This is a genomic window from Morganella morganii (assembly GCF_019243775.1).
GTDB classification, from domain to species: Bacteria; Pseudomonadota; Gammaproteobacteria; order Enterobacterales; family Enterobacteriaceae; genus Morganella; species Morganella morganii.
The window spans coordinates 3,611,585-3,637,284 of sequence record NZ_CP069157.1 but is presented as its reverse complement, the minus strand read 5'-3'; the positions used below and the strand labels follow the sequence as shown (position 1 = coordinate 3,637,284).

At 51.0% G+C, this 25,700-nt stretch carries 28 protein-coding genes and 2 pseudogenes; 20 read left to right on the top strand and 10 right to left on the bottom strand.

The window, feature by feature from the left end; genetic code table 11:
• Positions 1-2: 2 nt before the first annotated feature.
• The gene (gene def / locus JL661_RS17380) at positions 3-515 is read right to left on the bottom strand and encodes a peptide deformylase (RefSeq protein WP_036413535.1); all 513 of its coding nucleotides are present in this window, start codon (positions 513-515) and stop codon (positions 3-5) included.
• 300 nt (positions 516-815) lie between these two features.
• On the opposite strand from def, the gene spfP reads away from it, so the two are divergent.
• A complete protein-coding gene (spfP, locus tag JL661_RS18745) occupies positions 816-863 on the top strand; it encodes a small protein SpfP (protein WP_438361642.1) in 48 nt (15 codons plus the stop codon).
• A gap of 101 nt (positions 864-964) precedes the next feature.
• Here the strand turns inward: spfP and yihA are convergent, their stop codons facing one another.
• Positions 965-1,588 carry a ribosome biogenesis GTP-binding protein YihA/YsxC gene (gene yihA / locus JL661_RS17375; RefSeq protein WP_004236522.1) on the bottom strand — a complete coding sequence of 208 codons (624 nt, stop codon included), beginning with the start codon at positions 1,586-1,588 and terminating at the stop codon, positions 965-967.
• 556 nt (positions 1,589-2,144) lie between these two features.
• Here yihA and ppiA point away from each other — a divergent pair.
• The 4 genes from ppiA (at position 2,145) to JL661_RS17355 (ending at position 5,474) form a co-directional block, all read left to right on the top strand.
• Positions 2,145-2,711 (top strand): peptidylprolyl isomerase A, encoded by a 567-nt coding sequence (gene ppiA, locus JL661_RS17370; RefSeq protein WP_004236521.1) that lies wholly within the window; start codon positions 2,145-2,147, stop codon positions 2,709-2,711.
• 266 nt (positions 2,712-2,977) lie between these two features.
• On the top strand, positions 2,978-3,553 hold the full coding sequence (locus JL661_RS17365) for an aminodeoxychorismate synthase component II (protein WP_004236520.1): 576 nt from the start codon (positions 2,978-2,980) through the stop codon (positions 3,551-3,553).
• Positions 3,554-3,665: 112 nt separating this feature from the next.
• Positions 3,666-4,886, top strand: coding sequence for a bifunctional acetylornithine/succinyldiaminopimelate transaminase (gene argD, locus JL661_RS17360; RefSeq protein WP_036417386.1), 1,221 nt, complete (start codon positions 3,666-3,668; stop codon positions 4,884-4,886).
• 99 nt (positions 4,887-4,985) lie between these two features.
• Positions 4,986-5,474 carry a hypothetical protein gene (locus JL661_RS17355; RefSeq protein ID WP_036421231.1) on the top strand — a complete coding sequence of 163 codons (489 nt, stop codon included), beginning with the start codon at positions 4,986-4,988 and terminating at the stop codon, positions 5,472-5,474.
• 190 nt (positions 5,475-5,664) lie between these two features.
• Here the strand turns inward: JL661_RS17355 and crp are convergent, their stop codons facing one another.
• Entirely contained in the window at positions 5,665-6,297 is a 633-nt protein-coding gene (gene crp, locus JL661_RS17350) for a cAMP-activated global transcriptional regulator CRP (protein ID WP_004240730.1), read from the bottom strand.
• Between the two features lie 303 nt (positions 6,298-6,600).
• On the opposite strand from crp, the gene JL661_RS17345 reads away from it, so the two are divergent.
• A complete protein-coding gene (locus JL661_RS17345; protein ID WP_015422409.1) occupies positions 6,601-7,008 on the top strand; it encodes an OsmC family protein in 408 nt (135 codons plus the stop codon).
• 63 nt (positions 7,009-7,071) lie between these two features.
• Here the strand turns inward: JL661_RS17345 and JL661_RS17340 are convergent, their stop codons facing one another.
• The 3 genes from JL661_RS17340 to JL661_RS17330 are packed head-to-tail and all read right to left on the bottom strand — an operon-like array spanning position 7,072 to position 9,170.
• On the bottom strand, positions 7,072-7,947 hold the full coding sequence (locus JL661_RS17340; protein ID WP_004240728.1) for a phosphoribulokinase: 876 nt from the start codon (positions 7,945-7,947) through the stop codon (positions 7,072-7,074).
• Positions 7,948-7,968: 21 nt separating this feature from the next.
• A complete protein-coding gene (locus JL661_RS17335; protein WP_004236514.1) occupies positions 7,969-8,187 on the bottom strand; it encodes a YheU family protein in 219 nt (72 codons plus the stop codon).
• Positions 8,184-9,170: a hydrolase gene (locus JL661_RS17330; protein ID WP_015422410.1), complete on the bottom strand. Its 987-nt coding sequence runs from the start codon at positions 9,168-9,170 to the stop codon at positions 8,184-8,186. Before JL661_RS17330 ends, JL661_RS17335 begins: the two co-directional genes overlap by 4 nt.
• A 92-nt stretch (positions 9,171-9,262) precedes the next feature.
• Between JL661_RS17330 and JL661_RS17325 the strand changes: the two genes are divergently transcribed.
• Positions 9,263-9,865, top strand: coding sequence for a LysE family translocator (locus JL661_RS17325; RefSeq protein ID WP_036413539.1), 603 nt, complete (start codon positions 9,263-9,265; stop codon positions 9,863-9,865).
• 88 nt (positions 9,866-9,953) lie between these two features.
• Here the strand turns inward: JL661_RS17325 and murP are convergent.
• Both murP and murQ read right to left on the bottom strand, forming a co-directional pair.
• Positions 9,954-11,399, bottom strand: a pseudogene (murP, locus tag JL661_RS17320) (PTS N-acetylmuramic acid transporter subunit IIBC).
• A 15-nt stretch (positions 11,400-11,414) separates the two neighbouring features.
• Positions 11,415-12,326 (bottom strand): N-acetylmuramic acid 6-phosphate etherase, encoded by a 912-nt coding sequence (gene murQ / locus JL661_RS17315; RefSeq protein ID WP_062773294.1) that lies wholly within the window; start codon positions 12,324-12,326, stop codon positions 11,415-11,417.
• Between the two features lie 263 nt (positions 12,327-12,589).
• Here murQ and JL661_RS17310 point away from each other — a divergent pair, with 263 nt between their 5' ends.
• Positions 12,590-13,450: an SIS domain-containing protein gene (locus JL661_RS17310; RefSeq protein WP_004236509.1), complete on the top strand. Its 861-nt coding sequence runs from the start codon at positions 12,590-12,592 to the stop codon at positions 13,448-13,450.
• Positions 13,451-13,486: 36 nt separating this feature from the next.
• Here JL661_RS17310 and JL661_RS17305 read toward each other — a convergent pair whose 3' ends face one another.
• Positions 13,487-15,415: an ABC transporter ATP-binding protein gene (locus JL661_RS17305; RefSeq protein WP_004236508.1), complete on the bottom strand. Its 1,929-nt coding sequence runs from the start codon at positions 15,413-15,415 to the stop codon at positions 13,487-13,489.
• A 148-nt stretch (positions 15,416-15,563) separates the two neighbouring features.
• On the opposite strand from JL661_RS17305, the pseudogene kefG reads away from it, so the two are divergent.
• From kefG to slyD, 4 genes and pseudogenes are all read left to right on the top strand, one after another.
• Positions 15,564-16,131 (top strand): annotated as a pseudogene (gene kefG, locus JL661_RS17300) (glutathione-regulated potassium-efflux system ancillary protein KefG).
• Entirely contained in the window at positions 16,118-17,971 is a 1,854-nt protein-coding gene (gene kefB / locus JL661_RS17295) for a glutathione-regulated potassium-efflux system protein KefB (RefSeq protein WP_046024787.1), read from the top strand. Before kefG ends, kefB begins: the two are co-directional and overlap by 14 nt.
• Complete coding sequence (locus tag JL661_RS17290) at positions 17,968-18,171, top strand: YheV family putative zinc ribbon protein (protein ID WP_046024786.1); 204 nt, start codon at positions 17,968-17,970, stop codon at positions 18,169-18,171. The genes kefB and JL661_RS17290 overlap by 4 nt, the downstream gene beginning before the upstream one ends.
• A 125-nt stretch (positions 18,172-18,296) precedes the next feature.
• Complete coding sequence (gene slyD, locus JL661_RS17285; protein WP_004236504.1) at positions 18,297-18,926, top strand: peptidylprolyl isomerase; 630 nt, start codon at positions 18,297-18,299, stop codon at positions 18,924-18,926.
• A 69-nt stretch (positions 18,927-18,995) separates the two neighbouring features.
• On the opposite strand, the gene JL661_RS17280 is transcribed toward slyD, so the two are convergent.
• Complete coding sequence (locus JL661_RS17280) at positions 18,996-19,214, bottom strand: SlyX family protein (protein ID WP_004240722.1); 219 nt, start codon at positions 19,212-19,214, stop codon at positions 18,996-18,998.
• 243 nt (positions 19,215-19,457) lie between these two features.
• On the opposite strand from JL661_RS17280, the gene fkpA reads away from it, so the two are divergent.
• The 8 genes from fkpA (at position 19,458) to fusA (ending at position 25,630) form a co-directional block, all read left to right on the top strand.
• Entirely contained in the window at positions 19,458-20,216 is a 759-nt protein-coding gene (gene fkpA / locus JL661_RS17275) for an FKBP-type peptidyl-prolyl cis-trans isomerase (RefSeq protein ID WP_004240721.1), read from the top strand.
• Between the two features lie 342 nt (positions 20,217-20,558).
• Entirely contained in the window at positions 20,559-21,260 is a 702-nt protein-coding gene (locus JL661_RS17270) for a helix-turn-helix transcriptional regulator (RefSeq protein WP_004236501.1), read from the top strand.
• Positions 21,261-21,274: 14 nt separating this feature from the next.
• On the top strand, positions 21,275-21,670 hold the full coding sequence (gene tusD, locus JL661_RS17265; protein ID WP_004236499.1) for a sulfurtransferase complex subunit TusD: 396 nt from the start codon (positions 21,275-21,277) through the stop codon (positions 21,668-21,670).
• A 9-nt stretch (positions 21,671-21,679) separates the two neighbouring features.
• Positions 21,680-22,039, top strand: a complete 360-nt coding sequence (gene tusC, locus JL661_RS17260; RefSeq protein ID WP_004240720.1) for a sulfurtransferase complex subunit TusC — start codon at positions 21,680-21,682, stop codon at positions 22,037-22,039.
• 19 nt (positions 22,040-22,058) lie between these two features.
• Positions 22,059-22,349: a sulfurtransferase complex subunit TusB gene (gene tusB / locus JL661_RS17255; RefSeq protein ID WP_024473585.1), complete on the top strand. Its 291-nt coding sequence runs from the start codon at positions 22,059-22,061 to the stop codon at positions 22,347-22,349.
• A 132-nt stretch (positions 22,350-22,481) separates the two neighbouring features.
• A complete protein-coding gene (rpsL, locus tag JL661_RS17250; protein ID WP_004236497.1) occupies positions 22,482-22,856 on the top strand; it encodes a 30S ribosomal protein S12 in 375 nt (124 codons plus the stop codon).
• 96 nt (positions 22,857-22,952) lie between these two features.
• Positions 22,953-23,423, top strand: a complete 471-nt coding sequence (gene rpsG, locus JL661_RS17245) for a 30S ribosomal protein S7 (RefSeq protein ID WP_004240719.1) — start codon at positions 22,953-22,955, stop codon at positions 23,421-23,423.
• Between the two features lie 80 nt (positions 23,424-23,503).
• On the top strand, positions 23,504-25,630 hold the full coding sequence (gene fusA, locus JL661_RS17240; protein ID WP_004236495.1) for an elongation factor G: 2,127 nt from the start codon (positions 23,504-23,506) through the stop codon (positions 25,628-25,630).
• Positions 25,631-25,700: the final 70 nt, after the last annotated feature.

Sequence of the window (25,700 nt, the reverse complement as noted above, 5' to 3'; positions counted from 1 at the left end):
TGTCAGGCGTTTTCTTCCCGCATTTTCAGGGTTTTCTTCACTTTTTTCTCAATGCGCTGGCGCTTCAGCGGCGAGAGATGATCGATAAATAACTTGCCGTTGAGATGGTCGATTTCATGCTGAAGGCAGCCCGCCTGTAATCCTTCCGCCTCAAGGGTATGTTCTGCACCGTTTATATCCTGATAACGGACAGTAACAGCGGAGTAGCGTTGTGTCTCCGTATAACTCTCCGGCAGGGACAGACAGCCGTCCATCATCATCATTTCGCCGTCGCACTGAATAAATTCCGGATTAATCAGCGCCATCGGCTGATCGCGGTTTTCAGAGACATCGACGATAATCACACGCTTACAGACACCCACCTGCGGCGCGGCAAGGCCGATGCCCCGTTCGGCATACATGGTTTCTGTCATATCCGTGACAAATGTTTTCAGTTCGTCATCAAAAACCGTGACGGGTTGGGCCGTTTCCCGCAGGCAGGGATCAGGAAAATGCCGTAATGTCAGTAATGCCATAGCTAACTCACTAATATAAATAAAAATTATGGGGAGACGTACTCCCGGATGCGCTCAGACTATCATAACAGTATGGTGTGAAAACGGCATCATTTGTGCTGTTTTGTTGCTATTTTGTGCGGACAGTCCCGGACTACCTATAGATCCAGATCGCATAAATATGTAATTAAAGTACATTTGGAAGGAATTTGACGGTTTTATGACAAGCTGAATCGTGCGCAATCTGAAAAAAAATTACAAAAAAGGTTTTTTTGTCGGCAAATTTGCGGTAAAGTTATTCGCGTAGGGTACAGAGGTAAGATGTTCTATCTTTCAGACCTTTTACTTCACGTAATCGGATTTAGCTGAATATTAGCTGCTCCGGTCAGACAATGTCTGACCGGAGCATTTTTTTTTGCATAAAAAAACCCGCTGTCGCGGGCTTCTTCATGAGCGGATATTTCAGAGGATCACTCTGCGTCGCTTTCGCTGAACCAGGTGTCCAGTTTCAGACGTAATTTATCAATGCCGATTTTTTTCAGGGCGGAGAAATATTCCACCTGAATATCGCCGGTTTCACTCAGATCAGTCAGTGCATCACGCACCGCCATCAGCTGCTTTTTACGTGCGCCGCTGGCCAGTTTGTCGGCTTTGGTCAGCAGTGCCAGAACCGGTACCTGCATAGCCACAGCCCATTCAATCATCTGCATATCCAGGTCTTTGAGCGGATGGCGGATATCCATCAGCACCACCAGACCGCGCAGACAGTCGCGCTTTTGCAGATATTCACCCAGCGCTGCCTGCCATTTGCGTTTCATCGCTTCCGGTACTTCGGCGTAACCGTAGCCCGGCAGGTCAACCACACGGCAGCCCTCAGTGACTTCAAACAGGTTAATAAGCTGGGTGCGTCCCGGGGTTTTACTGGTCCGTGCCAGGCTTTTTTGTTGTGTCAGTGCATTCAGTGCACTCGATTTTCCGGCATTGGAGCGACCGGCAAACGCCACCTCGATCCCCGTATCTTCCGGTAAATGGCGGATATCCGGTGCGCTGATGACAAAATGGGTCGCTTGGTAGTTGTGCGTTTTAATGGTCAAAATCTGTTCTCCTCAGGTCGAAACCGGGATGATTATAGCCTAATGCCTGTTGTTTAAGAACTGTGGCAGACAGATTACTGTGTCTGTTTATTCTCAGAGCGGAAAAAAGTAATAACAATAATCGGGCTGTGTGTGGTAACCGATATAATCCGGAAAAAACAAAGTCTTCCCGGTGGAAAAAACACGGATATTTACGCGCAAAAAGATAAAAAAACAGAGCGGTTTATTATCGGTTATACAGGCAGGTGTTATTTTTTATTTGGCATAAGTTGAATTTTTCATCAGAAAATGAAATTTACGCATAAAAATCAATATGATATTTATATTTACGCGTTAAATGCAATAAAAGCATCAGCAGAATGAACGGTTCCGTCTTATTTTACTAAATTACGGGCTGTGCGCAGAATATCATCAGTACAAATACGTGAAAAATTCTTATATTAATTAGTTATCCCGGCAGTAAAGGTAAATTAAAGTAAATCTGTGGCGCTCAGCGCCATTGCCCATTAAAATCGGTAAGATTAGTGTCAGTTTATTTCGTTGAAAGGAATTGGGAATGTTAAAACGTGTTTTAGTTACATTTGTGGCAGCCTGTACCCTCAGTGCAACGTCGCTGGCGTTCGCGGCGGAGCAGACGCATGTTAAATTTACCACCACCGCAGGCGATTTTGAAATTGCGCTGGATAATGAAAAAGCGCCGCAGACTGTGGAAAATTTCAAACAGTATGTCACCGATAAATTCTATGACGATACAACATTCCACCGTGTCATCCCGGGCTTTATGGTGCAGGGCGGCGGCTTTACGGCGGATATGAACCAGAAACAGACCCGCCCGCCGGTAAAAAATGAAGCGGATAACGGCCTGCGTAACCTGCGCGGCACCATTGCGATGGCGCGTACCGCAGATAAAGACAGTGCAACCAGCCAGTTCTTTATTAACGTAGCGGATAATGCATTCCTCGACCACGGCCAGCGTGATTTCGGCTATGCTGTGTTTGGTAAAGTCGTGAACGGCATGGAAGTTGTCGATAAAATCTCAAAAGTGAAGACAGAAAACATCGGTCCGTACCAGAACGTGCCATCGACACCGATCAAAATTATTTCTGCAACTATCGTAAAATAAACCGTATTTTCGTGCAGACTAAGGGGAATATTTCCGGATATTCCCCGTAAGCATGTCAAACTCCCTGATAGTCTGAATAAGACGATATCTGCCTCTGCGGCACCATGCCGCATTCGGGCTATTTTCTCTGTCCGGCTGTGGTATTATAGCCCGCTTCATGAAACTGTCTGTGCAATCCCCCGGGGTTGCAGGGTATTGTCAACGTGTGCCTGATACAGCAGTTTGAAAATAAAAAAGATAAATATATCAGTCGGATATAGATAATCATGCTATTAATTATCGATAATTATGACTCATTTACTTATAACCTGTATCAATACTTCTGTGAGTTAGGTGCAGATGTACAGGTTAAACGAAATGATGCCGTCAGCCTCAGTGATATTGAGCAATTATCGCCATCTCACCTGGTGATCTCACCGGGTCCCTGCACGCCGTCAGAAGCCGGTATTTCACTGGATGCGGTCAGCCATTTCGCCGGTGAAATCCCGATCCTCGGGGTGTGTCTCGGGCATCAGGCTATCGGCCAGGCATTCGGCGCGCAGGTGGTGAAGGCGCGTAAAGTGATGCACGGCAAAACCACAGCAATCCATCATAATCAGCAGGGTGTGTTCAAAGGGCTGAACCGTCCGCTGACCGTCACCCGCTATCACTCGCTGGTGATTGCCCCGGAAACATTGCCTGCCTCGTTTGAGGTTACCGCATGGAGTCTGCATGACGGCAATGTGGATGAAATCATGGGGATCCGCCATAAAACCCTGCCGATTGAAGGTGTGCAGTTCCATCCGGAAAGTATTCTCAGTGAACAGGGGCATGAACTCCTGAATAATTTCCTGAAATACTAATCAGTTATCGCTTATTTTATCCTCGGTTCTGTTTTTTCATTCGTTTTGATTTGATTTTTTATTCATATTTGGTGATTATATTTTCACTTGTGGATAGATCAGGTAAGGAACGATGACAAAACAGAATGCGGTTACGCGCGGCACTTATGATGAAGTGATGCTGCCAATTTATGCACCGGCTGATTTTATTCCTGTCAGAGGTCAGGGAAGCCGGGTGTGGGATCAGAACGGCACTGAATATGTTGATTTCGCCGGTGGTATTGCCGTACTGGCGCTGGGCCATTGTCATCCGGCACTGATCGCGGCCCTGAAAGCCCAGAGTGAATCGCTCTGGCATGTCAGCAATATTTTTACTAATGAACCGGCGCTGATACTGGCGCAGAAGCTGATAAAACATACGTTTGCGGAACGGGTTTTCTTTGCCAACTCCGGTGCGGAGGCAAATGAAGCCGCATTCAAACTGGCGCGTCATTATGCACTGACCCGTCATCATCCTTATAAAACCAAAATTATCGCTTTCCATCACGGCTTCCACGGCCGGACACTCTTTACCGTTTCTGTCGGTGGTCAGCCGAAATATGCTGATGGCTTCGGGCCGAAACCGGCAGATATTATTCATGTGCCTTTTAACGACCTTGATGCTGTCAAAGCAGTGATGGATGATCACACCTGTGCCGTGGTGCTGGAACCTGTCCAGGGCGAGGGCGGGATCACACCTGCCACACCGGCCTTTATGCAGGGCCTGCGTGAATTATGTGATAAACATCAGGCGCTGCTGGTATTTGATGAAGTGCAGAGCGGGATGGGGCGCAGCGGCAAACTGTTTGCCTATATGGATTACGGCATTGAGCCGGATATTCTGACCACGGCCAAAGCGCTGGGCGGCGGTTTCCCGATCAGTGCCATGCTGACAAAACAGGACATTGCACAGGTGATGGTACCCGGTACGCACGGTACAACCTACGGCGGCAACCCGCTGGCCTGTGCGGTCGGTAATGCGGCCTTTGATCTGATCAACGACCCGGCATTGCTGGCGGGGGTGAATGAGCGCCATCAGTGGTTTGCGGATGCACTGCAATCTCTGAACAGTACATTCGGTGCATTTGCGGAGATCCGCGGGAAAGGGCTGCTGATTGGTGCCGAACTGGCGGGCATTTACCGCGATCAGTCAAAAACCCTGCTGGGGCTGGCAGCCAAAAACGGCCTGATGCTGCTTAACGCCGGTACCAATGTTCTGCGTTTCACGCCATCGCTGATTATTGAAAAAGCCGATGTGGATGAAGGAATGAAACGGCTGGCGAAAACCCTGAATGATTTCCGGGAAATGCAGTAAATCCATCACGGTAACATGTTTAACTAACTGATTTGTATATTTTATTACTATATTTACTGTGATAGGTTTGCCGGACGTTTATCTAGTCTCAGTAAAGCAATGGCAATTCGGTTTTCAGGCAGATTTGAAGAATTTCTTCATGGCAGTTTTTATGTTCATCTCTATCGCTTCTCTGTCGATGGGTTTGATTTTGTGGTTATTTTTAGTCCGGTCGACATTACTGATGCGGCATATTCGGCGTTCCGGAGTGCAGAGGCGGGGTTCAGGCTTCCGGAACGATGCTATGACCTGAAGTTTGATCGCGAAGATAATTTTTTAAACTCAACGTTCTATCAGGTACCGGAAAGAGGAATGTGTTCACGGCGTTATGGATTTGTTCAGGATCTGGCTGTTGCCCTGCAACGAATTGTGATTCTGCATTGTCAGCAATATGCTGCGAAGGTTTATTTTATGATTGCAGAGAATGATAAGTTAAAACGCTACTATGACAGAATTTTACAGCACGGACATGATAACGTACTATCAGAAATAAAAGCGGGCCTTGGTGAAGGGGGGAAAGGGTATGTACTCAAAACGCGACATTTCTGAGATAAAAAAAAATGAGTATCAAAGAGCGTAAAATAGCAGCAATGCGTCAGTTGAAAGCCTCTTTTGATCAAGCCGGCCGCGAAGGAAAGCTGCGGGTTCGCAGAGCTGATATTCTTCAGTAATAATGATGAGCCGGAAACAAAAAAAACAGGCGCAGATGCGCCTGTTTTGGTGATAAGGGCGGTCCGGATTAACGGGTGCCGTATACCACGATGGTTTTACCGTGTGCGGAGATCAGGTTTTGATCTTCCAGCATCTTCAGAATACGGCCGACGGTTTCGCGGGAACATCCCACAATCTGGCCGATTTCCTGACGGGTAATTTTGATTTGCATGCCGTCCGGATGAGTCATCGCATCCGGCTGTTTTGCCAGGTTCAGTAATGTCTGGGCGATGCGGCCCGTCACATCAAGGAATGCAAGGTTTCCGACCTTTTCTGATGTGGTTTGCAGGCGGCTTGCCATCTGCGCGGAAAGGCGCATAAGGATATCCGGGTTAACCTGGATAAGCTGGCGGAACTTTTTGTACGAGATTTCTGCAACTTCGCAGGCGCTTTTTGCCCGTACCCACGCTGTACGTTCCTGTCCTTCCTCAAATAATCCGAGTTCACCGATGAAATCACCCTGGTTGAGATAGGATAAAATCATCTCTTTGCCTTCTTCATCTTTGATCAGCACCGCAACAGAACCTTTTACAATATAGTAGAGTGTTTCTGCCTTTTCGCCCTGATGAATAAGCGTGCTTTTGGATGGATATTTGTGGATATGGCAGTGAGACAAAAACCATTCAAGCGTGGGGTCTGTTTGTGGCTTGCCGAGAACCATTCGCGTTATCCTCTGTTGTTAGTTATTGCAAACCGTTGTTTACGCTCTGCAATTATATAAAGTCTTAGCTTATCATATTAACTTGCTGAATTTCCGGCAAGTTAGTTTATTAAAATAGTATAATAATCCTCACGGAAAGATATTGATCTTAGCCATAGATAAATCCTTGCCGTGTTTTTAGCACAGGAAAACTGTCCTGTCTTCCACTGTCTCGCTTCAGCATAATAAACTATGGGATAGATTGCCAGCCCGTGAATGAAAGGGTAGTCTGTCGTGAATTATATTGATGATGAGGGTATAAAAATGGAAGCGCGTGTAAAGTGGGTTGAGAACATGACTTTCTTAGGGGAATCCGCGTCAGGACACCAGATTACAATGGACGGTAATGCCGGTGAAAAAGCTCCGAACCCGATGGAGATGGTACTGATGGCAACCGGCGGCTGCAGCGCCATTGATGTTGTCTCTATTTTGCAAAAAGGCCGTAATCAAGTCATTGATTGTGATGTAAAACTCACCGCTGAACGTCGTGAAACCGCGCCACGTTTATTCACTCATATTAATCTGCATTTTATTGTGACCGGCCGTGACCTGACTGAAAACGTTGTCGGGCGTGCCGTGCAATTATCCGCTGAGAAATATTGCTCTGTTTCATTAATGTTAGGCGAAAGTGTTAACATTACGCATAGTTTTGAAGTAAAGAATATTGAATGATTTTTTGAAATATTATTTTTATTTTTGAAAATAAACCGGGTAATACATTATTACCCGGTTTTTTTATCGCTTGTTTATTTGTTTTCCCTGCAATAATTGCTCTGCCAGCGGTGCCATTATTAATTCCATCGCCAGCCCTAATTTTCCGCCGGGGACGACGATGGTATTTGAGGCGGAAATAAAGGAGCCCTGAAGCATGGATAACAAATAGGGAAAATCGATTTTTTTCAGGCCGCGGAAGCGGATCACGGTAAAGCTTTCATCCTGTGACGGAATGGATTTGGCCGAGAACGGGTTTGAGGTATCCACCGTCGGCACCCGCTGGAAGTTAATGTGGGTGCGGGAAAACTGCGGGGTGATATAGCGGATGTAATCATCCATCGAACGCACGACAGAATCCATTACCGCCTCCCGTGAATGGCCGCGATCATTGGTGTCACGGACTAACTTCTGTATCCACTCCAGATTGACTATCGGTACCACGCCGACCAGCAGATCCACATGTCCGGCAATATCATGTTCCGGCGTGACCACGCCGCCGTGTAATCCCTCATAGAAAAGTACATCCGTCCCGGCAGGAAGTGCCTCGCGGGGGGTGAAGGTGCCGGGCAGCTGATTATAGGGCACGGCTTCATCATAGGTATGCAGATATTTGCGGCGTTCGCCGCTGCCGTTTTCGCTGTACTGGCGGAATGTGCTTTCGAGCAGGCCAAAATCGTTGGCTTCGGGCCCGAAATAGCTGATGTGGCGGCCCTGCTCGCGGGCCTTGCGGATGGCGGCATCCATTTCCGGCCGCGTGTAACGGTGGAAACTGTCACCTTCAATAATGGCCGGAACCGCATCCAGTTGCTGGAAAATTTTACGGAAAGCCTGACTGGTGGTAGTGGTACCGGCTCCGCTGGAGCCGGTAACGGCGATAATCGGGTGGGTCCGTGACATGCGGCGTTTCCTCCGGCTGAATCAGCCGCGGAATTGTGCCGACGGCATGATGTTGAGTGTTTCGTGTAATTCCGACCAGACAATCACAATGTCGCCGTTTTTGAGTTGCGTGTAAAGATCCGCCACTTTATCACTGAGTGATTTTTCATGTTCGCCGTAGTCGGTGCCTTCGCGCAGCACCACACTTTCCAGGATACTTTCCAGTGTTTCCGGCGCGATATCCTGCCAGGGAATAATCATGGTGTCTCCTTTGCGGCCAGATGCGGCGCGAGCCATTCAGGGATGCGCTCCTCCAGCCATAAACGCGGACGGCGCCAGCTGCCGGACACAAAGCCGACATGGCCGCCGTGTTCGGTCATCTGGTACTCCACACACGGCGGCAGTTGTGACAGATCCGGCACCACTTCCTGTGCCATAAAAGGATCATCTTTGGCGTGGATGATCAGCATCGGCTTACGTACGGCTGGGAGTTTCGGCAGGGCACTGCAGCGGCGGTAGTAATCCGAGGCATCGCGGAAGCCGTGGATCCGTGAGGTGATAATGTCATCAAATTCGCGGATCCGTTTAATCGCGCGGATATGCAGCAGGTTTGTCGGCAGTGAATTCGGGTAGCGCACCAGTTTGCGGGTGGCATTACGTTTCAGCCCTTTCAGCAGATACCACTGATAAAAACGGGAAAAGCCTTTTTCCATTTTGAAAGAGCACGGCTCCAGCATCAGCGGGGCGGAAACCACAATACCTGCATCCACTGCGGCATTCTCACCCTCTTCGGCGAGATAACAGGCCAGCATATTGCCGCCGAGTGAATAACCGACCGCGCCGGTCGGTACTTTCCCGTAGGTATCCTGCAGCCAGTTCAGCAGATAACGGGCATCTTCGGTTTCACCGGAGTGGTAAATCCGTCTGGAGCGGTTCGGCTCGCCGCTGCATCCGCGAAAATGCATAACAACACCCAGCCAGCCCTGACGGGCGGCCGCAGCCAGGATACCGTGCGCATACGGGCTGCGGAAACTGCCTTCCAGCCCGTGAAAGATGACCAGCCGTGGTTTATGGCGTGCGGTATCGGGATCTTCGCTCCATGCAAGATCAATAAAATCATCATCCGGCAGTGTCAGGCGCTGCCAGAATGGTTTTATCGTCGGTTTCCGGCGGAAAATCCGGGGCAGCAACGTTTGCAGGTGCGGGTTGGTTGCCCAGGAAATCGGTTGAAAATGACTAGACATAGTTAGATTCGTAATGAAAAAACATCTCTTGTTTAATGAAAAACATACTGGTAATTTTCCGGGAAGAAAATGACCACGTTGCCGGATTACTCATGACCGCACATCTTTTTATCTCACTTTCCGTATTTATGTTTATCGCGGCAGTCACGCCCGGCCCCAATAATATGTTACTGACCGCCTCCGGTGCACAGCTCGGCTTTCGCCGTACGCTGGCACTGATGGCTGGTATTATGCTCGGCATGCAGACGGTATTATACCTTTCAGCCTTTGGTGTTGCGGCTATTTTACTGATTTATCCCAAATTGCATACTGCTATGAAAATTGCGGGTAGTCTTTACCTTCTGTGGCTTGCCAAAAAACTGGCTACCGCACCGTATCAGGAGCTTAATGAACCGCAGGTCAGTAAGGCCGTCACCTGGTATCAGGGGGCGCTGTTACAGTTTATCAATCCCAAGGCCTGGCTGATGGGACTGGGGGCGGTCGGCAGTTACAGCCTGAGCGGTGATGCGTATATGCTGTCTGTCGGAGTGATGAGTATTGTGATGGTCTCTGTGAATCTGGTTGCCGGGCTTATCTGGATCGGATTCGGTGCCTTTATCGGCCTTTTTCTGCGCAGCCGCAATGCCTGGTTCACCTTCAATATTGTGATGGGGTTACTCACCGCCGCCTGTGTGCCGCTCATCTGGCTTGAATAGCAGACATAATATAACCTGCGGAACAAAAACAGAAGCTGAATGAAAAACAGACCGCATTGCGGTCTGTTTTTTTATCGCTGCAGCGAAATCAGCTTAAATCCACATTCTTACTGCCGAACAGCAGGGTAAACAGGAATCCGGCCAGATAGGCGACGAGTAACCCGCCGGTATAGACCGCCATCCCCATGAAGATACCACTGTCGGATGTCATCACCGGAATGGCGATAATCCCCGATGGCCCGAAAACGGTATTCAGCCCGACCGGATAGCCGAACCAGGCGACAAGCCCGATAAAGAACCCGCCGGCTGCACCACCGCAGCAGGCAGTGATAAACGGCTTCACGCGCGGCAGGGTCACGCCGTAGATTAGCGGTTCGCCGATGCCGAGGAAGCCCGGGATAATTGCTCCCCGGATTTGATTACGCAGCACCGAGTCTTTTTTCGCGCGGACATACAGTGCCAGCGCAGCACCGACCTGACCGGCACCCGCCATGGCGAGGATCGGGAACAGGGAGTTAAAACCCTGAGTGCCGACCAGCGCGGTATACACCGGGATAAAGCCCTGGTGGATACCAAACATCACCGCTATCAGGAACAGACCGGCGAGAACCGCAGCGCCGAACGGGTTAGCGTTAAGGTGCATAAACAGCCAGGACATGCCGTCAAACAGCCAGACGCCGATAGGCATAATCACAATAAAGGTCAGTGCACCCATAATCAGCAGGGTGATGGCGGAGGTCAGAATGATGTCCAGGTTTGCCGGGATAAAACGCCGCACCTGCCGTTCGACCTATGCACCGGTGATGGTGGCGATCAGAATCCCGATAATATTACCGCGCGGGTCAATGCCGTGACCGAAGAACGTTTCCATACCGGAGTAGAAACCTTTGGTCGCCTGCGGATCATAACCGAGGATAAACAGTGCCGCGATGATCGCACCATTGACACCGGATCCGCCGAAGGCTTTCTGCGCGTTATAGCCGATCAGGATCCCCATAAAGGTAAACAGCCCTTTGCCGAAGACCTTCATGTAACTGAGCACTTCCACCAGTGTGCTGTTCGGGGACGGATTTCCGGTGACCCAGAGCGATTCAAATAGTGTGGCAAAGCCGAGCAGCAGACCCACGCCGATAAACCCGGGAATGAGCGGGGTAAAAATAGTGGCGAATTTGGCGAGAAAACGCTGTACCGGATTTGTCTGTTTTTCTTTCAGATGCTGCTTCTGATCAGCGGCAATCTCTTTCAGGCTGCGGCTGTCCGGTTCACTGCCCGGTACATGCTCATCCAGATATTTCTGCATCAGCTCTGCGGCGGTTTGTGCTTTGCCCGGCCCCAGCACAATCTGGAACTGCTCATCACTTTCAATCACACCCAGCACGCCCTCAATTTTTTTGATGGCGATTTTATCCGCCAGCTGTGTGTTGTTCAGTGTCAGACGCAGGCGGGTCATACAGTTACCGCTCTGTGCCACGTTACCCGGACCGCCGATGGCATCCAGAATCTGTATGATGGTTGACTGACTGATTTTGGCCATGGTGATTACCTTGCGTTAAGAGTGCGCCGCGCCGGTCAGCGCGTCACGGATAAACCCCTGATGCTGTGCCAGCAGGGCTTTGGCGTCACCGGCACTCAGCTGTGCCAGGATCATCACGATGGCGGTCTTGCAGTGTCCGTCACAGGCGGCAAGGGCTTGTTCTGCGGTCGCTTTGTCACATTCCGTTGCGGCCATCACAATACGTTTCTGCCGCTCAACCAGTTTGGCGTTGGTCGCTTCCACATCCGCCATCAGGTTGCCGTACACTTTCCCGGAGCGGATCATGGCGCCGGTGGTGATCATATTGAGTATCAGTTTCTGGGCGGTGCCGGCTTTCATGCGGGAGGAACCGGTAATGACTTCCGGGCCGACCACCGGTGTGATGGCGATACCGGCCAGACGGCTCATTTCACTGTCCGGATTACAGCTGACAGCGGCTACCGTTGCACCGAGTGACAGTGCGTATTCCATACCGCCCAGCACATAGGGGGTACGGCCGCTGGCGGCGATCCCGACTAACACATCTTTTTCATTGAAATTCAGGGCTTTCAGATCACTCACCGCCAGTTCGCGGTTATCTTCCGCATTTTCAACGGCTTTCAGGATAGCTTTGTGACCACCGGCAATCAGACCGACCACCTGCTCTGCCGGGGTGCCGAAGGTCGGCGGACACTCACTGGCATCCAGTATCCCGAGACGGCCGGAGGTGCCCGCGCCCATATAAATCAGCCGTCCGCCCAGGCGGAATGCCTGTGCCACCGCATCCACCACCTGTGCCACCTGCGGCAGTGTTTTTTCCACGGCAAGGGCCACGGTCTGGTCTTCGCGGTTAATCACCCGCAGCATATCTAATGTCGGCAGGCTGTCGATATCCGCGCTTGCCGGGTTGCGGCTCTCGGTAATCATTGAGGTTAAGTCAATCTTCATGCGTGATCCTTTGTATAAGATATAATCGCATGCTAGAGAATTAAATATTCTTTTTGTGTGAGAATTATCACAGAGTAATCTATTCAACTATGATGCTATAGCAGGAATAGTTTCATTTCCCATCATCATTTTATTTTTTATATTTAATTGAATATAAATGTATTTTTTATTAGTCAGATACGTCCTTTATCAGGAATAATTCGTCATTTTAGTTAAAATAATTTATTCCTTTTTTATTCTCCGCAGAAGGAAAACAGGTACACATGGCGATCCTGACAAAAATCAGCTGGGTAAAAGCAGAGCTGGCGACCAATCAGCAGCATATTGCCGATTTCATCCTGGCGCAGCCGGAAGAAACCGTGACACTTTCCTCCCAGGTACTGGCGGAGCGGGTGGGCGTGAGTCAGTCCGCTATAGTGAAGTTTAGTCAGAAACTGGGATTTAAGGGTTTTCCGGCACTGAAAGTCGCTATCAGCGAAGAGATTGGCCGCAACCGGGTGCTGGCAGCTAATCAGCAGCAGGCGCTGCATAACCGGATAGAAGCACATGATCCGCTGCTGGTGATCGCGCAGAAACTGGCACAGGAAAAGCAGAATTCCATTACGGAAACCACACGGCGGCTCGATTTTGAACAGATGGCAGAGATTGTCGCCTGTCTGGATAATGCCCGCTGTATTCAGGTCGCCGGTATCGGCGGCTCCGGGCTGACGGCGAAAGATCTGGCCTATAAACTTCAGAAAATCGGGCTGATGACACTGGCGGAAGCCGATCACCATATCCAGATCGCTTTTTCCCAGACGCTGACCGAAAAGGATGTGCTGGTGGTATTGTCATTCAGCGGCAAACGCAAGGATATGCTGGTCACCGCCGCCACGGCGAAAAAACAGAATGCCACGCTGATTGCGATTACCGGGAACCGTCAGTCACCGCTGGCAAAAATGGCGGATTATGTGCTGGAAACGGTCGCGGAAGAAAACGAGTGGCGCAGTTCGTCTATTTCCTCACGGACGGCGCAGAATACAGTGACGGATCTGCTGTTTATGGCGCTGTTACAGCGGCGGGAAGAGCAGGCGCGGCGGCTGGTGATCAATGCCCGCACCATGATTAACAGCCTGGACGGCTGATAAGAAAAGAGAGCGGCAGGGGCCGCTCTTTATCATTTACTGATTTTCAAAGGCCTGTGTCATGGCTTCGAGGTTTTCCTGAATCTCCATCCAGGCCATTTCCGCCTCTTCCAGCTCAGCTTTGAACTGCGCCTGTTCCTGAAGGCAGGTGTTCAGCTCGGCTTTGCGGGACTGATCATACAGGCCGCTGTCACCGAGTTTTTCCTCAATCACGGCAATGGCGTCCGATAACCGGCTCATGGTTTTTTCCAGTTTCTCAGATTCTTTGCGCAGCGGCTGAGTCTGCTGGCGGAATTCCGCCTCACGGCGTTTCTGCTCTTTGCGATCCTGCGCGGTGACGGTATTTTTTTCCTCGCCGTTTTCCGCCGCCGGCTCCGCACTCTGGCGCATCTGTTTCTGACTGTCTGCCAGCCAGCGCTGATAATCATCCAGATCGCCGTCAAACGGCTCGACCTGACCATCATGCACCAGGTACAGATCATCGGTGGTGGATCGCAGCAGGTGACGATCGTGGGAAACCACGACGATCGCTCCCTCAAATTCGATCAGGGCTTCGGTCAGTGCCTGGCGCATATCCAGATCCAGGTGGTTTGTCGGTTCATCGAGCAGCAGCAGGTTCGGGCGCTGCCAGATAATCATCGCCAGTACCAGACGCGCTTTTTCCCCGCCGGAGAAACGACCGGTGTTGTCGGTCACCTGATCACCTTTGAAACCATAACCGCCGAGGTAATCACGCAGTTGCTGTTCAGTCTGATCCGGCGCCAGGCGCACCATATGTTGTAACGGGGATTCATCTGCGCGTAAAAATTCCAGCTGATGCTGGGCGAAGTAACCCAGTTTGATACCTTTGGCGAGACCAATTTTGCCCTGTAACGGCTCCAGTTCACCGGCGAGCATTTTAATCAGGGTGGATTTACCCGCGCCGTTACGGCCGAGCAGGCCGATACGTGAACCGGGCACCAGGTTCAGTTTGATATTATCCAGCACCACTTTCTCACCGTACCCGGCGCTGACTTTTTCCATTTTCAGCAGCGGGTTCGGCAGTGCTTCAGGCGGGCGGAAACTGAAACGGAACGGGTTATCCGCCAGTGCCGGGGCAATCAGCTCCATGCGTTCCAGCATCTTCAGACGGCTTTGTGCCTGCTTGGCTTTGGTCGCCTGAGCGCGGAAACGATCGACATATTTCTGCAGATGTGCGCGGCGTAACTGCTGACTTTCATACTGTGCCTGCTGCTGGGCCATTTTCTCGGCACGCTGCACCTCAAAGGAGGAGTAGTTACCGGTGTATTCAAACAGACCGTTTTGTTCAATGTGCAGGACTTTATCAATGATCGGATCGAGGAAATCGCGGTCATGGGAGATCAGAATCAGAGTGCCGGGATAGCTCTTCAGCCATTTTTCCAGCCAGATCACCGCATCGAGATCCAGGTGGTTGGTCGGTTCATCGAGCAGCAGCAGATCAGAGCGGCAAATCAGTGCCTGTGCCAGGTTCAGGCGCATCCGCCAGCCCCCGGAGAAGGCCCGTACCGGGGTGTCCAGCTGTTCCTGTGAGAATCCCAGCCCGTGCAGCAGTGTGGCGGCACGGGAACGGATGGTCCAGGCATCGAGGGTGTCGAGCTGACCGTGGATCACGGCAATGGCGTGGCCGTCATTCTGTTCATTCGCCTGCTGTAATTTTGCCTCAAGCTCACGGAATTCGCGGTCACCGTCAATGACATACTCGATCGCCGGTTCATCCAGTGCCGGGGTTTCCTGGTTAACCCAGGCCATGGACCAGTTTCCCGGAAATGACACACTGCCTGCTTCGGCCTGTAATTCGCCCTTAAGCAGCGCCAGCAGCGTGGATTTACCGCAGCCGTTTTTTCCCACCAGTCCGACTTTCTGGCCCGGATTGATGGTGGCCGTTGCGTTGTCGAGCAGAACACGGACGCCGCGGCGAACCTGAAGTGAAGAGAAAACAATCATAAATATCGATAGGGTAAGTAATTGAGAGTAAAATTAATGTAATTCGTGCGTTGTCAGCAGCAAATCACCCGTCAGCAGGCGAGGAGTATCGTTGCAGCGGGCATAGTAGCGAAAATCACAAAGATTCTCACGTTTTTAAGAGGAAGTGATGATAAATAATCCGACTATATTACTGATTTACGCCCATCCGGAACCGCATCACTCCATCGCCAACAAGGCGCTTATCTCTGCGGCGTCGGAACTCGGGCATGTGACGGTGCATGACCTGTACGGCACCTATCCGGACTTTTTTTATCGATATCCGCCATGAGCAGGAACTGCTGCGGCAGCATGACATCATTGTGTTTCAGCACCCGCTGTACACTTACAGTTGCCCCGCGCTGCTGAAAGAGTGGTTTGACCGCGTGCTGACCCGTGATTTCTCCGGTGAACAGGGCGGCAGACAGCTGTCCGGCAAATACTGGCGCCAGGTGATCACAACAGGGGAACCGGCGGAAGCTTATCAGCACGGCGGCTATAACCGTTTTCCGATCAGTGAGTTACTGAGACCGTTTGAGCTGACGGCGGCACTGTGTGAAATGCACTGGCTGGCACCGGTTATTCTCTATGCCGCACGCCGCCAGGGAAAAGCCATGCTGCATGAGCAGGCGCAGGCGTATTGTGACTGGCTGCGGGCACCGCAACTGACCGGAGGGCGTAAAAATGGAGCCAGCTGACGGCAACCTGCTGCATGCAGGTATTGTGTTTCTCGCGGCAGCCGTGGTGATGGTGCCGGTGGCGCAGCGGCTGCGTATCGGCGCGGTACTGGGATATCTGCTGGCGGGGATTGCTATCGGCCCGTGGGGGCTGGGCTTTATCAAGAACGTCAATGAGCTGCTGCACTTCTCTGAGCTTGGTGTGGTGTTCCTGATGTTTCTTATCGGGCTGGAGCTGAATCCGCGTGAACTGTGGAAACTACGGCGATCTATTTTCGGTACCGGCACCGCGCAGGTGGTGTTCTCCGCCCTGATCCTCGGGGTGCTGCTCTGGCTGACGGATTTCTCCTGGCAGGCGGCAGTGGTCGGCGGGCTGGGAATGGCGATGTCCTCCACAGCGATGGCATTACAGCTGATGGATGAAAAAGGCATGACCAACAACGACAGCGGCCAGATGGGATTCTCAGTGCTGCTGTTCCAGGACATGGCGGTGATCCCTATCCTCGCGGTTATTCCTCTGCTGGGCGGGGAAACGGCGGGCAGTGACTGGTATCGCATCGGCATCAAAATTCTGGCCTTTGCCGGACTGCTGATTGGCGGGCGTTATCTGCTGCGGCCATTGTTCCGGCTGGTGGTGAAATCCGGGGTCAGTGAAGTCTTTACCGCCGCCTCGCTGCTGCTGGTGATCGGTTCGGCGGTGTTTATGGAGCAGCTCGGGTTTTCCATGGCGCTCGGAACATTTATCGCGGGTGTGATGCTGGCGGATACGGAATACCGCCATGAGCTGGAGATCACTATCGAGCCGTTCAAAGGGCTGCTGCTGGGGATGTTCTTCATTTCTGTCGGCATGTCACTGAACATCGGCGTGCTGTGGCAGTATCTGCCGCAAATTCTGCTGGGTGTGATTGTGCTGGTGAGTGTCAAAATGACGGTGCTGTATCTGCTGGCACATCTGACCTGCCGGCGCAGCGGGCGCTTACAGTTTGCCGGGGTGCTCAGTCAGGGCGGGGAATTTGCGTTCGTGCTGTTCTCGGCGGCACTGGCCAGCCGTGTGATTACGGATCATCAGATGGCGCTGCTGCTGGTGGTAGTCACCCTTTCCATGATGACCACGCCGCTGCTGATGCAGGGCATCGATATGATTCTGGCGCGCCGTTACAATAATGCCGAACCGGGAACGGGCGAAACCCCGTTTGTGGAGGATAACCATCCGCATGTGATTCTGGTCGGTTTCGGGCGGATGGGGCAGGTCATCGGCCGTCTGCTGATGGCGAACAAAATTCATCCGACGGTACTGGAAAAAGATGTCAGTGCGGTCAGCGCCATGCGCCGTTACGGCTATAAGGTTTATTACGGGGATGCGACAGGACTCGCATTGTTACGTTCTGCCGGGGCAGAGACAGCAAAGGTGATTGTCATTACCTGTGATAAGCCGGAAGATACTATGACCATTGTGCAGTTGTGTCAGGAGCACTTCCCGCATCTGCAGATTATTGCCCGCGCCCGGGGACGGGTGGAGGCACACGAGCTGCTTACACACGGCGTAACACAGTTCAGCCGCGAAACCTTCTCGTCGGCGCTGGAACTGGCGCGCAAAACCCTGATCGGGCTGGGCACGCATCCGGCGGAAGCACACCGGGCGCAGCAATTATTCCGCAGGCTGGATATGCAGTTGCTGCGTGAGCTTATCCCGCAGGCGGAAGAGGAAATTTCGCATATCTCCCGCGTGAAAGAGGCGCGGCGCGAGCTGGAAAACCTGTTTGATAATGAAATGAAACGGGAAAAACATCTGCCGGACAGCTGGAACCTGACAGAAGACTCACCGGGCAGCGGACGGACAGAGACAGGAGCAGAAAAATGAGTAACCGGAAACGGTTTATTGCGGGTGCGGTATGCCCTGAGTGTCAGGCACAGGACACCCTCGCCATGTGGCGTGAGGATAATGTGGACGTGGTGCAGTGTGTGACGTGCGGCCATCTCGAACGCCGGGCGGACGCGCATGCGGAGCAGCATGTGCGCAAAGATGAACAGGTGATTGGTATCTTTACACCGGGGGAATAACAGGCTGCTGCTTTTCACAGAGAATTTGGGGGAATTTGTCCCAAAACAGATACAGTGGCTGTAAATTCCGTTACAATCGGCGCGTTAATTAAAATCTTATCCCCCGCGGATGTGTAGGAGATACCATGAAAGTAGCAAAAGACCTGGTAGTGAGCCTGGCTTATCAGGTAAGAACAGAAGACGGTGTATTAGTTGATGAGTCTCCGGCAAGTGCTCCGTTAGACTATCTGCACGGTCGCGGCGCGCTGATCAGCGGGCTGGAAAGTGCACTGGATGGCCGTGTTGCCGGTGATGTGTTCGACGTTGATGTCGGCGCAAACGACGCTTACGGTCAGTATGACGAAAACCTGGTTCAGCGCGTACCGAAAGACGTTTTCGTCGGTGTTGATGAGCTGGAAGTCGGCATGCGTTTCCTGGCAGACACCGATATGGGCCCTGTGCCGGTTGAAATCACCGGTATCGAAGGTGACGAAGTGATCGTTGACGGCAACCATATGCTGGCCGGTCAGAACCTGAAATTCCACGTCGAAGTTATCGGTGTGCGTGAAGCAACAGCAGAAGAGCTGGAGCACGGTCACGTTCACGGTGAAGAAGGCGGCTGCTGCGGTGGTCACGACCACGGCGAAGAAGGCGGTTGCTGCGGCGGCGGTCACGGCCACGATCACGACCATGGTCACGAACACGGTGAAGGCGGCTGCTGCGGCGGTGGCGGTCACGGTAAAGGCCACGGTAACGGCGGCTGCGGTTGTCACTGATAACCCGCATCTGAACCGGACAAAAAAAGCGCATTCTGACGGATGCGCTTTTTTTATACCTGTGTTTTATCAGTAGTGCGGTGGCGGCACTTCTTCTGACAGCGGTGCCACATTTGAGCCCGGGGTGGCTTTCAGGCGTTCGGTCAGCAGGCGGAGCCTTTCATTCAGCCGGGTGATATCCATCTGCTGCTGTGTTACCACCTGATTGAGTTCCTCAATGGTCAGATCCTGAAAGGCGGTTTTGCTTTCAAGCTGTTCGAGGCGTTGTTCAAGTTCCAAAAGGTCCATCGTTTTCTCCTGTCTGAGACGGGGATTACTGTGTAAAAGTATGTAATATTCCTGTGAAATACACTTAGTGTGAGAGGATATCTTTTATTGGGGGGTTACTATGAAACCTCTTTTTGCTAAGGTTGTCTCAGCATCACAAAACCGTGACATTATGATGTCGCCCGGTGACGGCTGCAAGGACTCTCTGACGTGATCTGCTGTGAGGTACGTCCTGTAACTGTTGCAAAACTTATGGAGAAAAGGATGAAATCACTGTTTAAAGCGACTGTTGTCGCAACCTCGCTGGCAATGACATTAGGTATGTCACAGGCTTATGCGGATACCGCGCCGAAAAAAGAAGAAGTGAAGCTGAACAGCGCATTTAAAACCGCAAGTCAGCAGAATGCTTATGCGCTGGGTGCGTCACTGGGCCGTTACATGGAAAATGCCCTGAATGAGCAGAAATCCATTGGCCTGGATCTGGATCGCGATCAGATGATGGCGGGTGTTCAGGATGCATTCAATAACAAAAGCAAACTGAGTGATGAAGAGATCAACCAGACGCTGCGCGGTTTTGAAGAGCAGGTGAAAGGTGCCGCTCAGGAAAAAATGGCACGCGAGGCGACTGAAAACAAAGCAGCCGGTGACAAATACCGTGCCGCATTCGCCAAAGAAAAAGGCGTTGAAAAAACCAAGAGCGGTGTGCTCTACAAATCTGAGAAAGACGGTAACGGTGCATCTCCGAAAGAGACTGACACCGTTGTTGTTCACTATAAAGGCGCATTAATTGACGGTACCCAGTTTGACAGCTCTTACGACCGTAACGAGCCGCTGACCATTCGTCTGGACAGCGTGATCAAAGGCTGGACCGAAGGTCTGAAGCAGATGAAAAAAGGCGGTAAAGCCAAACTGGTCATCCCGCCGGAAGCAGCTTACGGTACCGACGGTGTTCCGGGGATCCCTGCCAACTCCACCCTGGTCTTTGACGTCGAGTTACTGGATATCAAACCTGCGGCCAAATAAGTCCTGCTGATACCGGAAACTGACAAAAACCCGCGCCCTGTTGTGCGGGTTTTTGTTTCCGCAACGATCAGGATTATGAAAAATTTGCAAAACATCCGTGTTTTTTTGTAATTTTTTACCAGAATTTGATCACCTCAGGCGCAAAACGGCCTGTTTTTCGCTATAACTTAACCTGCGGGTACCTGCACAGAACCGGAAGCCCGTCATTTGCTGCTTTCCTGCACCCGGGAAATCCGGGTATATAATTGATACATGATGACAGGGTAATCCTCCTCCTGCAGTGAAAGATTACAGATGAGTAAAACCAACGACGTTCACACGTTACAAAGAGTGGTGTATTAAATGTCTAACCCAGTATTATTTAATGACAATGATTCGGATTACATTGTAAATCATCCGTTTACTGAAACGGATTATGAGATCCTGAAATCCTATGAGGCGGCTGTTGATGGCCTGGCGCTGCTCATCGGTGAGCACTGTGAAATCGTTCTCCACTCACTGGAAGATCTGAAGCGCTCAGCGGTGAAGATCGCAAACGGTCATCACACCGGCCGTAAAGTCGGTTCCCCGATTACCGACCTCGCGCTGCGCATGCTGCACGACATTACAGATGAAGACTGCAGCACCTCGAAAGCCTATTTCACACGGGCGAAAACCGGGGCACTGATGAAATCGCTGACGATTGCTATCCGCAATAAATCACGCCGTATCATCGGGCTGCTGTGTATTAACATGAACCTGGATGTGCCGTTCTCCCAGATTGTTCAGACGTTTATCCCGAAAGAGCTGGCAGAAGAGACCTCCAATGTGAACTTTGCCTCTTCCGTTGAAGACCTGGTGGCACAGACGCTGGAACAGACGATTGAAGAAGTGAATGCCGACCGCAACGTGGCAAACAACGCGAAGAACAAACAGGTGGTACTGAACCTGTATGAGAAAGGGATATTTGATATCAAAGATGCCATCAACCTTGTGGCGGTGCGTCTGAATATCTCCAAACACACGGTCTATCTCTACATCCGCCAGTTTAAAAACGGCGAGTAAGGCAGCACGGAGCAATGACACCGTTATCTTACTGCCTGCTGGTCACCGGCCCGGCCTACGGCACACAGCGTGCCGGCAGCGCGTTGCTGTTTGCACAGCATGTGATTGCGGCCGGACACCGGATTCAGTGTGTGTTTTTTTACCGCGAAGGGGTCAGCAACGCCAATGTGCTGACATCACCGGCCGGGGACGAAACCGACATGGTACGTCAGTGGCAGCAGCTTGCCCGCGATAACGGTATTCAGCTGGCAGTCTGTGTGGCAGCGGCGCTGCGCCGCGGTGTAACCGATGCCGCACAGGCGGAGTCGCTGAAACTGGCGGCAGCCAATCTGGCGGACGGTTTTTCCCTCAGCGGCCTGGGAACTCTGGCGGAAGCCATGATGACCTGTGATCGCGTTATCCAGTTTTAGGGAGATCCGGTGAAACGTATCGCATTTGTTTTCAGAAGTGCACCTCACGGCAGCAACAGCGGCCGGGAAGGGCTGGATGCACTGCTGGCAACCAGTAATTATACGGAAGAGATTGCGGCCTTTTTTGTGTCTGACGGGGTACTTCAGTTATTACCGGAACAGACACCGGCAAAAATCCTCGCCCGTGATTATATCTCCACCTTCAAAGTCCTGCCGCTGTACGATATTGATGAGTGCTACTGCTGTGCGGAGGATATGGCCGCACGCGGGTTATCCCCGGAGACGCCGTATATCCTGCCGGTCACCTGCCTGAGTGCGGCGGAACTGGCCCGGAAACTGGCGGTATTTGACGCCGTGGTGTCATTTTGATCTACTTACGGTGAGCAAGATGCTATATACTGTCAGCCAATCGCCATTTCGTACTGATATCCAATCATTACTGAATCTGTTATCCCCTGAGGATGACATCCTTTTTACCGAAGATGGCGTAATCGCAGCAACGGAAGGTAACCCGTTGTTGCAGGCGCTTATTCAGTCGGGTCATATTCCCTGTGTGTTGCGGGAGGATGCCGAAGCACGCGGTTTATTACCGTTCCTTTCGGGCAAAGTGAGAATCACAGACTATACTGGTTTTGTGGAGCTCACGGTCACACACACGCAACATTTTGCGTGGGAATAGCAAATATCATTGTATATTTCTTGACACCCTGTTGCGTCAGCAATAAAATTTCGCGTCCTCGTGTTTTGTCTTTGACAGATACGAGGCACAAATCCGTGTTTACGAAGCAAAAAACCAGGAGCTTTTTTTATAATGGCAACGATTAATCAGCTGGTTCGCAAATCCCGTAGCTCGAAAGTTGTGAAAAGCAACGTTCCTGCACTGGAAGCATGCCCGCAAAAACGTGGCGTATGTACTCGTGTATATACCACCACACCTAAAAAACCTAACTCAGCACTGCGTAAAGTATGCCGTGTACGTTTAACCAACGGTTTTGAAGTTTCTTCATACATCGGTGGTGAAGGTCATAACCTGCAGGAACACAGCGTGATCCTGATCCGCGGTGGTCGTGTTAAAGACTTACCGGGTGTTCGCTACCACACTGTTCGCGGCGCACTGGACTGTTCCGGTGTTAAAGACCGTAAACAAGCTCGTTCTAAGTACGGTGTGAAGAAGCCAAAAGCTTAATGGTTCTCCGTTAAGTAAGGCCAAACATTTATCGCATTAATGTCAAATAAACTCATTGAGTTTTGGACAACCCTGAATTAACAACGGAGTATTTCCATGCCACGTCGTCGTGTAATTGGTCAACGTAAAATTCTGCCAGATCCTAAGTTCGGATCAGAGCTGCTGGCCAAATTTGTAAATATCCTGATGGTAGACGGTAAAAAATCTACCGCAGAATCAATCGTATATACCGCGCTTGAGACCCTGGCTCAGCGTTCAGGTAAAGAGCACCTGGAAGCATTCGAAATCGCACTGGATAACGTGCGTCCGACTGTCGAAGTTAAGTCCCGCCGTGTTGGTGGTTCTACTTACCAGGTACCGGTTGAAGTTCGTCCGGTCCGCCGTAATGCATTAGCAATGCGCTGGATCGTTGAAGCTGCCCGTAAACGCGGTGATAAGTCCATGGCTCTGCGCCTGGCAAATGAATTATCCGATGCAGCTGAAAACAAAGGCACTGCCGTTAAGAAACGTGAAGACGTTCACCGTATGGCAGAAGCTAACAAGGCGTTCGCACACTACCGTTGGTAATCAAACCGTAGTGAATTGTGTATAGGGTAGCCGTAAGGCTGCCCGACCAAATTAAACGAACGTCCAAGAGAGAGGAAAAAATGGCTCGTCAAACACCCATTTCACGTTACCGTAATATCGGTATCAGTGCACATATCGACGCCGGTAAAACCACCACAACAGAACGTATTCTGTTTTATACAGGTGTGAACCATAAAATTGGTGAGACCCACGAAGGTTCAGCAACGATGGACTGGATGGAGCAGGAACAAGAGCGTGGTATTACTATCACCTCCGCAGCAACCACTGCGTTCTGGTCCGGTATGGGCAAACAATTTGAACCACACCGCATCAACATCATCGACACCCCGGGGCACGTTGACTTCACAATCGAAGTAGAACGTTCCATGCGTGTTCTTGATGGTGCTGTAATGGTTTACTGTGCCGTTGGTGGTGTTCAGCCACAGTCTGAAACCGTATGGCGCCAGGCAAACAAATATCATGTACCTCGTATCGCGTTCGTTAACAAAATGGACCGTATGGGTGCAAACTTCCTGAAAGTTGTTGATCAGATCAAAACCCGCTTAGCGGCTACTCCGGTTCCTCTTCAGTTAGCTATCGGCGCTGAAGAATCATTCACCGGTGTTGTTGACCTGGTTAAAATGAAAGCGATTCAGTGGAGTGAAGAAGACCAGGGCGTTACCTTCGTCTACGAAGATATCCCGGCAAACATGCAGGAATTAGCTGCTGAATGGCACCAGAATCTGGTTGAAGCCGCAGCTGAAGCCTCAGAAGAGCTGATGGAAAAATATCTCGGCGGTGAAGAACTGACTGAAGCTGAAATCAAATCAGCATTACGTCAGCGCGTACTGGCGAACGAAATTATCCTGGTAACCTGTGGTTCTGCATTTAAGAACAAAGGTGTTCAGGCGATGCTGGATGCGGTTGTTGAGTACCTGCCATCTCCGACAGAAGTTCCTGCAATTAAAGGTATTCTGGACGACGGTAAAGATACCCCGGCTGAGCGTCACTCTTCTGATGAAGAGCCGTTTGCATCTCTGGCATTTAAAATTGCAACCGACCCGTTCGTGGGTAACCTGACGTTCTTCCGCGTGTACTCTGGTGTTGTTAACTCCGGTGATACCGTACTGAACCCGGTTAAATCCAAGAAAGAACGTTTCGGCCGTATCGTTCAGATGCACGCTAACAAACGTGAAGAGATTAAAGAAGTTCGCGCTGGTGACATCGCGGCTGCTATCGGTCTGAAAGACGTCACTACAGGTGATACTCTGTGTGCGATTGATGCACCAATCATCCTGGAGCGTATGGAATTCCCTGAGCCGGTAATCTCCGTTGCAATCGAGCCGAAAACCAAAGCTGACCAGGAAAAAATGGGTATCGCACTGGGCCGTCTGGCACAGGAAGATCCATCATTCCGCGTATCAAGTGATGAAGAGACTAACCAGACTATCATCGCCGGTATGGGTGAATTACACCTGGACGTTCTGGTCGACCGTATGCGTCGTGAGTTCAAAGTTGAAGCGAACGTGGGTAAACCACAGGTTGCTTACCGCGAAGCAATCACTATGAAAGTGACTGATATCGAAGGTAAACACGCTAAACAGTCCGGTGGTCGTGGTCAGTACGGTCATGTTGTTATCGACATGTACCCGCTGAACAAGAAAGATGCCGAAGGCGTCAACATGGAATACGAATTTGTCAACGAAATCAAAGGTGGTGTGATTCCTGGTGAATACATCCCTGCGGTTGACAAAGGTATCCAGGAGCAGCTGAAATCTGGTCCGTTAGCAGGCTACCCTGTTGTTAACATGGGTGTTCGTCTGCACTTCGGTTCATACCATGATGTTGACTCCTCTGAACTGGCGTTTAAACTGGCAGCATCTCTGGCGTTTAAAGACGGCTTCAAAAAAGCGAAACCAGTTCTGCTGGAACCAATCATGAAAGTTGAGGTGGAAACACCGGAAGACTACATGGGTGACGTCATTGGTGACCTGAACCGTCGTCGCGGTATGATCGAAGGTATGGATGACATGCCTACCGGTAAAATCGTCCGTGCGCAAGTGCCACTGTCTGAAATGTTTGGTTATGCAACTGACCTGCGTTCACAGACTCAGGGCCGTGCTTCTTACTCCATGGAATTCCTGAAGTATAATGAAGCGCCAAACAACGTAGCTCAGGCTGTTATTGAAGCTCGTAATGCAAAATAATCGGTAACTTACCGGTTTAACTCGTTAATTTCAGTCCCTTCTCACAGTGAAGAAGGGACTTCATAAGGAA

Excerpts from the sequence above, each read along its gene's own strand:
- def (WP_036413535.1), bottom strand. The coding sequence starts at position 515 with ATGGCATTACTGACATTACGGCATTTTCCTGATCCCTGCCTGCGGGAA.
- ppiA (WP_004236521.1), top strand. The coding sequence starts at position 2,145 with ATGTTAAAACGTGTTTTAGTTACATTTGTGGCAGCCTGTACCCTCAGT.
- JL661_RS17365 (WP_004236520.1), top strand. The coding sequence starts at position 2,978 with ATGCTATTAATTATCGATAATTATGACTCATTTACTTATAACCTGTAT.
- argD (WP_036417386.1), top strand. The coding sequence starts at position 3,666 with ATGACAAAACAGAATGCGGTTACGCGCGGCACTTATGATGAAGTGATG.
- JL661_RS17355 (WP_036421231.1), top strand. The coding sequence starts at position 4,986 with ATGGCAATTCGGTTTTCAGGCAGATTTGAAGAATTTCTTCATGGCAGT.
- crp (WP_004240730.1), bottom strand. The coding sequence starts at position 6,297 with ATGGTTCTCGGCAAGCCACAAACAGACCCCACGCTTGAATGGTTTTTG.
- JL661_RS17345 (WP_015422409.1), top strand. The coding sequence starts at position 6,601 with ATGGAAGCGCGTGTAAAGTGGGTTGAGAACATGACTTTCTTAGGGGAA.
- JL661_RS17340 (WP_004240728.1), bottom strand. The coding sequence starts at position 7,947 with ATGTCACGGACCCACCCGATTATCGCCGTTACCGGCTCCAGCGGAGCC.
- JL661_RS17335 (WP_004236514.1), bottom strand. The coding sequence starts at position 8,187 with ATGATTATTCCCTGGCAGGATATCGCGCCGGAAACACTGGAAAGTATC.
- JL661_RS17330 (WP_015422410.1), bottom strand. The coding sequence starts at position 9,170 with ATGTCTAGTCATTTTCAACCGATTTCCTGGGCAACCAACCCGCACCTG.
- JL661_RS17325 (WP_036413539.1), top strand. The coding sequence starts at position 9,263 with ATGACCGCACATCTTTTTATCTCACTTTCCGTATTTATGTTTATCGCG.
- murQ (WP_062773294.1), bottom strand. The coding sequence starts at position 12,326 with ATGAAGATTGACTTAACCTCAATGATTACCGAGAGCCGCAACCCGGCA.
- JL661_RS17310 (WP_004236509.1), top strand. The coding sequence starts at position 12,590 with ATGGCGATCCTGACAAAAATCAGCTGGGTAAAAGCAGAGCTGGCGACC.
- JL661_RS17305 (WP_004236508.1), bottom strand. The coding sequence starts at position 15,415 with ATGATTGTTTTCTCTTCACTTCAGGTTCGCCGCGGCGTCCGTGTTCTG.
- kefB (WP_046024787.1), top strand. The coding sequence starts at position 16,118 with ATGGAGCCAGCTGACGGCAACCTGCTGCATGCAGGTATTGTGTTTCTC.
- JL661_RS17290 (WP_046024786.1), top strand. The coding sequence starts at position 17,968 with ATGAGTAACCGGAAACGGTTTATTGCGGGTGCGGTATGCCCTGAGTGT.
- slyD (WP_004236504.1), top strand. The coding sequence starts at position 18,297 with ATGAAAGTAGCAAAAGACCTGGTAGTGAGCCTGGCTTATCAGGTAAGA.
- JL661_RS17280 (WP_004240722.1), bottom strand. The coding sequence starts at position 19,214 with ATGGACCTTTTGGAACTTGAACAACGCCTCGAACAGCTTGAAAGCAAA.
- fkpA (WP_004240721.1), top strand. The coding sequence starts at position 19,458 with ATGAAATCACTGTTTAAAGCGACTGTTGTCGCAACCTCGCTGGCAATG.
- JL661_RS17270 (WP_004236501.1), top strand. The coding sequence starts at position 20,559 with ATGTCTAACCCAGTATTATTTAATGACAATGATTCGGATTACATTGTA.
- tusD (WP_004236499.1), top strand. The coding sequence starts at position 21,275 with ATGACACCGTTATCTTACTGCCTGCTGGTCACCGGCCCGGCCTACGGC.
- tusB (WP_024473585.1), top strand. The coding sequence starts at position 22,059 with ATGCTATATACTGTCAGCCAATCGCCATTTCGTACTGATATCCAATCA.
- rpsL (WP_004236497.1), top strand. The coding sequence starts at position 22,482 with ATGGCAACGATTAATCAGCTGGTTCGCAAATCCCGTAGCTCGAAAGTT.
- rpsG (WP_004240719.1), top strand. The coding sequence starts at position 22,953 with ATGCCACGTCGTCGTGTAATTGGTCAACGTAAAATTCTGCCAGATCCT.
- fusA (WP_004236495.1), top strand. The coding sequence starts at position 23,504 with ATGGCTCGTCAAACACCCATTTCACGTTACCGTAATATCGGTATCAGT.